7 protein-coding genes are annotated in these 7,717 nt (G+C 74.5%); 5 read left to right on the top strand and 2 right to left on the bottom strand.

What is annotated here, in order from left to right; genetic code table 11:
- Both N866_RS06880 and tkt read right to left on the bottom strand, forming a co-directional pair.
- The coding region (locus tag N866_RS06880; RefSeq protein WP_034224546.1) for a transaldolase family protein at window positions 1-511 on the bottom strand (511 nt) is incomplete at its 3' end.
- 170 nt (window positions 512-681) lie between these two features.
- The gene (gene tkt / locus N866_RS06875; protein WP_155855242.1) at window positions 682-2,850 is read right to left on the bottom strand and encodes a transketolase; all 2,169 of its coding nucleotides are present in this window, start codon (window positions 2,848-2,850) and stop codon (window positions 682-684) included.
- A gap of 221 nt (window positions 2,851-3,071) precedes the next feature.
- On the opposite strand from tkt, the gene N866_RS06870 reads away from it, so the two are divergent.
- Genes N866_RS06870 through scpB form a run of 5 tightly spaced genes read left to right on the top strand, consistent with a single transcriptional unit; the run spans window position 3,072 to window position 7,614 of the window.
- Window positions 3,072-4,067: a heme o synthase gene (locus N866_RS06870; protein WP_081802405.1), complete on the top strand. Its 996-nt coding sequence runs from the start codon at window positions 3,072-3,074 to the stop codon at window positions 4,065-4,067.
- 15 nt (window positions 4,068-4,082) lie between these two features.
- Entirely contained in the window at window positions 4,083-5,093 is a 1,011-nt protein-coding gene (gene xerD, locus N866_RS06865) for a site-specific tyrosine recombinase XerD (protein ID WP_081802404.1), read from the top strand.
- 49 nt (window positions 5,094-5,142) lie between these two features.
- Entirely contained in the window at window positions 5,143-6,018 is an 876-nt protein-coding gene (locus N866_RS06860) for a ParA family protein (RefSeq protein WP_034224544.1), read from the top strand.
- Entirely contained in the window at window positions 6,008-6,886 is an 879-nt protein-coding gene (locus tag N866_RS06855) for a segregation and condensation protein A (RefSeq protein ID WP_052022512.1), read from the top strand. Before N866_RS06860 ends, N866_RS06855 begins: the two co-directional genes overlap by 11 nt.
- A complete protein-coding gene (gene scpB, locus N866_RS06850) occupies window positions 6,883-7,614 on the top strand; it encodes an SMC-Scp complex subunit ScpB (RefSeq protein ID WP_081802403.1) in 732 nt (243 codons plus the stop codon). The genes N866_RS06855 and scpB overlap by 4 nt, the downstream gene beginning before the upstream one ends.
- Window positions 7,615-7,717 lie beyond the last annotated feature (103 nt).

Genomic DNA, 7,717 nt, shown 5'->3' with positions numbered 1-7,717 from the left:
TGACGTTGACACTGATCCCCTCGGCGATCGCCGCGGTGATGGCGGGCAGACCCTCCACCGTGGCCGGGATCTTGATGAAGAGGTTGGGGCGGTCGACGGTCGCCCAGAGCCGGCGGGCCGCGGCGAGCGTCCCGTCCGTGTCCCGGGCGAGGCGCGGGTCCACCTCGAGGGACACGCGTCCGTCCCGTCCGCCGGTCGCGCGGTGGACCGGGGCGAGCAGGTCGCACGCCTCGCGCACGTCGTCGGTGGTGATCGCGAAGACGGCCTCGTCGACGTCGGCGCCGCCCGCCGCCAGCGCGCGCAGCTGCTCGTCGTACGCGTCGCCCTTGGACAGGGCGGAGGCGAAGATCGTCGGGTTGGTCGTCACGCCGACGACGCCCCGCTCGTCCACGAGCCGCTGGAGCTCTCCGCTGCGCAGGAGCTCGCGGGAGAGGTCGTCCAGCCAGATGGCGACACCGGCCTCCCGGAGTCGGGTGACGGGGGCGGGGCCGGCTGCGGTCTGCTCGGTCATCGTTCCTCCTGCGGGTGCGGGTGGTGCCACGGCGCCCGCCCGGACGGACGGGTGGCAGGTCCTGCGCTGGTGCTGTGTCGGTGGAGTCCGTAGGTGTCGGTGGGTGTCGATGGGTGCGGACGGTGCGCCGACGCCGTGGCCGGGGGACGGGCCCCCGGCCACGGTCGTGCTCAGCGGTCGGCGGTGCCGCCCTCGGTGGGCCGGGGCGGGCCACCGGGGGTGGCCGTGTCCGCACCGGCGAGCGACTCGCGGGCCGCCGCGGCGACCGCCTCCGGCGTGAACCCGAACTCGCGGAACAGGGTCTTGTGGTCCGCCGAGGCGCCGAAGTGCTCGATCGACACGGTGCGGCCGGCGTCGCCGACCAGGTCGCGCCACCCGAGGGAGACGCCGGCCTCCACCGAGACGCGCGCCCTCACCGCTGCCGGGAGGACCTGCTCGCGGTACTCCGCGGGCTGCTCGTCGAACCACTCGCGGCACGGGACCGAGACGACCCGCGTCGCGACGCCGTCGGCCTGGAGGGCCTCCCGCGCGGCGACCGCGAGCTGCACCTCGGAACCCGTCGCGAGCAGGATGACGTCCGGCGTGCCGCCGGTCGCCTCCGCCAGGACGTAGGCGCCGCGGGCCACGCCCTCGGCGGCCGCGAAGGTGTCGCCCTCGGCGGCGCCGGTGCCCCGCTCGTACGTGGGGACGTTCTGACGGGTCAGGACGATGCCTGCGGGGTTCGACGTGCGCTCGAGCACCGTGCGCCACGCCCAGGCGACCTCGTTCGCGTCGGCCGGCCGGACGACGTCCAGGCCCGGGATCGCGCGCAGGGCGGCCAGGTGCTCGATCGGCTGGTGGGTCGGGCCGTCCTCGCCGAGCCCGATCGAGTCGTGGGTCCACACGAACGTCGACGGGATCTGCATGAGCGCCGCGAGGCGCACGGCCGGCCGCATGTAGTCGGAGAACACGAGGAACGTGCCCCCGTAGGCGCGGGTGCCGCCGTGCAGGGTGATGCCGTTGAGGATCGACCCCATGGCGTGCTCGCGGATGCCGAAGTGCAGGGTCCGGCCGTAGGGGTCGCCCTTCCACGTCGCAGTGGAGCGGTGCGCCGGGATGAAGGAGGGCTCGCCCTCCATCGTCGTGTTGTTGGACTCAGCGAGGTCCGCGGAGCCGCCCCACAGCTCGGGCAGGACCGGGGCCAGCGCGGTGAGGACCTTCCCGGAGGCGGCTCGTGTGGAGACCTCCTTGCCGCCCTCGAAGGTGGGCAGCGCCTCGGTCCAGCCGGCCGGCAGCCGACGCTCGGCGAGGCGGTCGAAGAGCTCGGCGCGCTCCGGCTGGGCCGCCCGCCACTGCTGGTAGACCTCGTCCCACGCCGCGTGGGCGGCGCGGCCACGGTCGACGACGCCGCGGGCGTGCGCCAGCACCTCGTCCTCGACCACGAAGGAGGCTGCCGGGTCGAAGCCGAGCAGCTCCTTGAGCGCCGCGACCTCCTCGGCACCGAGAGCGGAGCCGTGGATCTTGCCCGTGTTCTGCTTGGTGGGGGCGGGGTAGCCGATGATCGTCCGCAGCGCGACCAGCGAGGGCCGGCCGGTCTCCGCACGGGCGGCACGCAGGGCCGCGTCGAGCGCCCCGAGGTCCTCGGTGTAGCCGTCCTCGCCCTGCGTCCAGTCCACGCGCTGCGTGTGCCAGCCGTAGGCCTCGTACCGGGCCAGCACGTCCTCGGTGAACGCGACGTCCGTGTCGTCCTCGATGGAGATCTTGTTGTCGTCGTAGATGACGACGAGGTTCCCGAGCTCCTGGTGGCCCGCGAGGGACGAGGCCTCCGAGGTCACGCCCTCCTGGAGGTCCCCGTCCGAGGCGATGACCCAGATGGTGTGGTCGAACGGGCTCTGGCCGGCCGGGGCCTCCGGGTCGAACAGGCCGCGCTCGCGCCGGGCCGCCATGGCCATGCCGACCGCGGAGGCCAGACCCTGGCCCAGCGGGCCGGTCGTGATCTCCACGCCGTCGGTGTGCTTGTACTCGGGGTGTCCGGGGGTCTTCGAGCCCCACGTCCGCAGGGACGCGATGTCCTCGAGCGTCAGGTCGTACCCGGACAGGAAGAGCTGCAGGTAGAGCGTCAGGGAGGAGTGGCCGGCGGACAGCACGAAGCGGTCCCGCCCGGCCCAGTGCGAGTCGCTCGGGTCGTGCGCGAGGAGCTGCTGGAAGAGCAGGTAGGCCGCAGGGGCGAGGCTCATCGCGGTGCCGGGGTGACCGTTGCCGACCTTCTGCACGGCGTCGGCGGCGAGCACCTTCAGGGTGTCGACGGCGCGCCGGTCCAGGTCCGTCCAGGTCAGCTCGTCGGTGGGGGGCACGTTCACAGGACCTCTTTCCCGCCCGGGATCACCGGGGCGTCTGCTCGTCGGCCGGGGACCGGCCGATCGTCGTCATGTCGCGTCGAGCACCGGGGCCGAGCGTACTCAGCGTCCCACTGCGCGGTCGGTCGTGCCGCGTGGTGGGACACCGGGCCCGAGATGTCCCGGCATGCCCCGGACGCCGTGACCTGAGGGGGCCGGACCAGCCGGTCGCCCGGCGGCATACCATGGGAGCCGTACCCCCGACCGAACGGAGTCCCCGCACCGTGCTCAGCGCCAGCCCGACCCCGGTCGAGCGGACGGCACCCGTGGCGCCCCCGGCGCCCGGACGTCCCGCGAGGACCTGGCGCAGCCGGGTCGGTGCGTACGTGGCCCTCACCAAGCCGCGGATCATCGAGCTGCTGCTCGTGACCACCGTGCCGACGATGGTCCTGGCGCAGGGCGGCATGCCGCCGGTGTGGCTCGTCCTGGCGACGCTCGTCGGGGGAGCGGCGGCCGCCGGGTCGGCGAACGTGCTCAACTGCTACATCGACCGGGACATCGACCGGATCATGCACCGGACGAGCCGGAGGCCCCTCGCCACGGGCGAGGTGAGCCCGCGTGCGGCCCTCGTGTTCGGCTTCGCGCTGGGCGCGTTCTCCCTCGTCTGGTTCGCGCTCACGGTGAACCTGCTGTCGGCCGCGCTCGCGCTGGGCGCGATCGTGCTCTACGTCGTCGGCTACACGATGATCCTCAAGCGCCGGACGCCGCAGAACATCGTCTGGGGCGGCGTCGCGGGCTGCATGCCGGTCCTCATCGGCTGGTCCGCCGTGACGGACAGCCTCGCCTGGGCACCCGTGGCGCTCTTCGGCGTCATCTTCTTCTGGACGCCGCCGCACTACTGGCCGCTGTCGATGCGCTTCCGCCGCGACTACGCGGCGGCCGGGGTCCCGATGCTCCCGGTGGTCGCCTCCGACGTCCGCGTGGCGCGGGAGATGCTGGCGCACACCGCGGCGATGATCGCCTGCTCGCTCGTCCTCGTGCCGCTGGCCGGGATGAGCTGGGTCTACACCGCCGTGGCGGTCGCCCTGGGCCTGTGGTTCGGCGGGGCGACCGTCGCGTTCGCCCGGCGCGCGGGCCGCACCGACGTCAAGCTGCGCGAGATGTCGCTGTTCCACCAGTCGATCACCTACCTGACCCTGCTCTTCGTCGCGGTCGGCGTCGACCCGTTCCTGCCCCTGTGACGGGGCGCTGATCCGGTGGTCACGTCCGGGCGCACCGTCGCGCCACGCGCTGCCGCGGGGGCGGCTGCGACCGCTGGGACGGCCGCTGAGGTCCCGGCACCGCTGCGGGACGCCCTCCAGACGTACCTGGACCACCTCGGGGTCGAGCGCGGCCTGTCCGCCAACACGCTCGCGGCTTACCGACGGGACCTCACCCGCTACCTGCGCTTCCTCGCCGGGCGGGGCCTGGGCGCACCGGGCGAGGTCCGCGAGGACGACGTCCGGGCGTTCGTGCTGGACCTGCGGGCCGAGCACGACGGGGCACCCGGTCTCGCGGCGTCGTCGACGGCGCGGGTGGTGGCCGCGGTCCACGGCTGGCACCGCTTCTGCGTCCTGGAGGACCTGAGCGACGACGACCCGGCACGCGCGGTCCGGCCCCCGGCGCAGCCCCGCCGGCTGCCCAAGGCCCTGTCGACGGACGACGTCGAGCGGCTCCTGGAGGCCTCCGGGCTCGGGGACGGGCCCGTGCCGCTGCGCGACCGGGCGCTGCTGGAGCTGCTGTACTCGACCGGCGCACGCATCAGCGAGGTGGTCGGGCTCGACGTCGACGACCTGCACCTCGACCCCGACGCCGCGTCCGTGCGGGTGCTGGGCAAGGGCGGCAAGGAGCGCGTCGTCCCGGTCGGCTCGTACGCCCGCGAGGCGGTCGAGGCCTACCTCGTGCGCGGCCGCCCCGCCCTCGCGGCGGCGGGTCGCGGAGGGCCGGCGGTGTTCCTCAACACCCGGGGCGCCCGCCTGAGCCGGCAGAGCGCCTGGGCGGTGCTGCGGCTCGCCGCGCAGCGTGCGGGGATCGCCCGGGCCGACGACGTCTCGCCGCACACCCTGCGGCACTCCTTCGCCACGCACCTGCTCGCGGGCGGGGCGGACGTGCGCGTCGTCCAGGAGCTCCTGGGGCACGCCTCGGTCACCACGACGCAGATCTACACGCACGTGAGCGTCGACGCCCTGCGCGAGGTGTACGCCGCGGCACATCCGAGGGCCCTGTGACGGGCGCGTGTCCCGCGTCCGGCCTGGGGTGCTGCGGTAGCCTCGGCGCGTGACACGCCAGGCCCCGGACGACCTCGACACCCCGCTGACCGACCCCGTCGGCCGGCCGCTGCCCGAGTTCGCCGAGCCCACGCCGCTGTCCTCCCACGGCCCGGCCCGCATCATCGCCCTGTGCAACCAGAAGGGTGGCGTCGGCAAGACGACGACGACCATCAACCTGGGTGCCGCGCTGGCCGGCTACGGCCGCCGTGTGCTCATCGTCGACTTCGACCCCCAGGGGGCGGCGTCGGTCGGTCTGGGCACGAGCCCGCACGAGCTGGACCGCACGGTCTACAACCTGCTCATGGAGCGCGGCCTGGACTACCGCGAGATGGTGCGGGAGACGGGCGTGGAGGGCCTCGACCTGCTGCCGGCCAACATCGACCTGTCCGCGGCCGAGGTGCAGCTCGTGGGCGAGGTCGCCCGGGAGTCGATCCTCAGCCGCGTCCTGCGGCCGGCCGAGGAGGAGTACGACGTCATCCTCGTGGACTGCCAGCCGTCGCTCGGGCTGCTCACGGTCAACGCCCTCACGGCGGCCCACGGGGTGCTGATCCCGCTGGAGTGCGAGTTCTTCGCCCTGCGCGGCGTCGCGCTGCTGATCGAGACGGTCGACAAGGTGCGGGACCGGCTCAACCCGCGCCTGCAGGTCGACGGGATCCTCGCGACGATGCACGACCCCCGCACCCTGCACTCGCGCGAGGTCCTGGCCCGCGTGCACGAGGCATTCGGCGACCAGCTGCTGCACACGGTGATCGGCCGGACCGTGAAGTTCCCCGACTCCTCCGTGGCCGCCGAGCCGATCACCTCCTACGCGCCGAGCCACGCGGGCGCCACCGCGTACCGCCAGCTCGCACGCGAGCTGGTGGCGCGTGGCGATGCCGCCTGAGGGACCGCAGGACCCTGGGGCGAACGGCACCGCGCAGCGGGGTGGCCACGCCGCCTTCGAGGTGCACCTGGACAACTTCACCGGGCCGTTCGACCTCCTGCTCGGCCTCATCGCCAAGCACAAGCTCGACATCACCGAGGTCGCGCTCGCCCAGGTGACGGACGAGTTCATCGCCGCGATCCGCGCCGCCGAGGCCGGCGACGAGCCGTGGGAGCTCGGGCGCATCAGCGAGTTCCTCGTCGTCGCCGCGACCCTCCTGGACCTCAAGGCCGCCCGGTTGCTGCCGTCCGGGGACGTCGAGGACGCCGAGGACCTCGAGATGCTGGAGGCGCGGGACCTGCTCTTCGCGCGTCTCCTGCAGTACCGGGCGTACAAGGAGGTGGCGGCGCGGCTCGCCGACCGGCTCGAGCAGCAGGCCCGCAGCCTGCCCCGTGCGGTGGGCCTGGAGCCGCACCACGCCGCCCTCCTGCCCGAGCTGGTGCTGGAGATCGGGCCGTCGGAGCTGGCGATCCTCGCGGCCCACGCGCTGCGGCCCCGCGCCGTGCCCACGGTCGACATCGGTCACCTGCACGCCCCGGCGGTGAGCGTGCGCGAGCAGGCCGCGGTCCTGGTGGACCGCCTGCGCCGCACCGGCTCGGCGGCGTTCCGCACCCTCGTGCAGGACGCGGACTCGACCCTCGTCGTCGTCGTGCGCTTCCTCGCGCTGCTGGAGCTCTTCCGCGAGGGCGCGGTGGCGTTCGACCAGGTGAACCCGCTCGGGGACCTGACGGTGCGGTGGACCGGCGGCCAGGACGGTGACGTCGAGGTGACCGACGACTACGACGACGCGACCGACCCCGCGGTCGCGGCCCAGGAGGGACCCGGATGACGGCTCAGGACGACACCGTGCCGGCGCACGCGGACGACACCGAGCAGGAGCACGCGCACGACCCGGTGCCGGACCAGCCGCACGAGCAGCCCGACGGTCCCGACGGCCCCGCCCCGGACGAGCTGGCCTTCGACGTCGACGAGCTGCCCGGCGGCGCCGCGGCGGCCCTCGAGGCGGTGCTCATGGTCGCCGACGAGCCGATCCCCGCCGTCCGGCTCGCCACGGCGCTCGGGCTCGCCACCGAGCGGGTCGAGGCCCTGCTGACCGACCTCGCGGCCGAGTACGCGGGTGAGGTCGACGGCGCCCGTCCCCGCGGCTTCGCGCTGCGCCACGTCGCCGGGGGCTGGCGCTTCTACTCCGCCCGCGCCCACGCCGACGTCGTCGCGCGCTTCGTCCTCGACGGCCAGACCGCCCGGCTCACGCACGCGGCGCTGGAAACGCTGGCCGTCGTCGCCTACCGGCAGCCCGTCACGCGCGGGCAGGTGTCCGCGGTGCGCGGCGTGAACGTGGACTCGGTCGTGCGCACGCTCGTCGCCCGGGGACTGGTGGCCGAGCAGGGCACGGAGCCGAGCGGTGCCGTCCTCTACGGCACCACGCCCTACTTCCTGGAGCGGCTGGGCATGACCAGCCTGGACGAGCTCCCGCCGCTGGCGCCGTACCTCCCGGACCTGGAGGGCCTCGACATCGACGGCGAGGGTCTGGACCGACGCAGTGGAGGAGACGCCTGATGGCCGGGACGAGCGGTGGAGCGGGACGAGGGGGCCGGGCAGGCGGCGGTCGGACCGGTGGCGGCCGGGCAGGCGCCGGCGGGTCGGGCTCGGGCCGGCCGGG

Origin of the sequence: Actinotalea ferrariae CF5-4 (assembly GCF_000603945.1) — a bacterium.
Taxonomy (GTDB): domain Bacteria; phylum Actinomycetota; class Actinomycetes; order Actinomycetales; family Cellulomonadaceae; genus Actinotalea; species Actinotalea ferrariae.
Note: the sequence above shows the minus strand (reverse complement) of the source record. Positions and strands in the feature narration are given on the sequence as shown.

Excerpts from the sequence above, each read along its gene's own strand:
- N866_RS06870 (WP_081802405.1), top strand. The coding sequence starts at position 3,072 with ATGGGAGCCGTACCCCCGACCGAACGGAGTCCCCGCACCGTGCTCAGC.
- scpB (WP_081802403.1), top strand. The coding sequence starts at position 6,883 with ATGACGGCTCAGGACGACACCGTGCCGGCGCACGCGGACGACACCGAG.
- N866_RS06855 (WP_052022512.1), top strand. The coding sequence starts at position 6,008 with ATGCCGCCTGAGGGACCGCAGGACCCTGGGGCGAACGGCACCGCGCAG.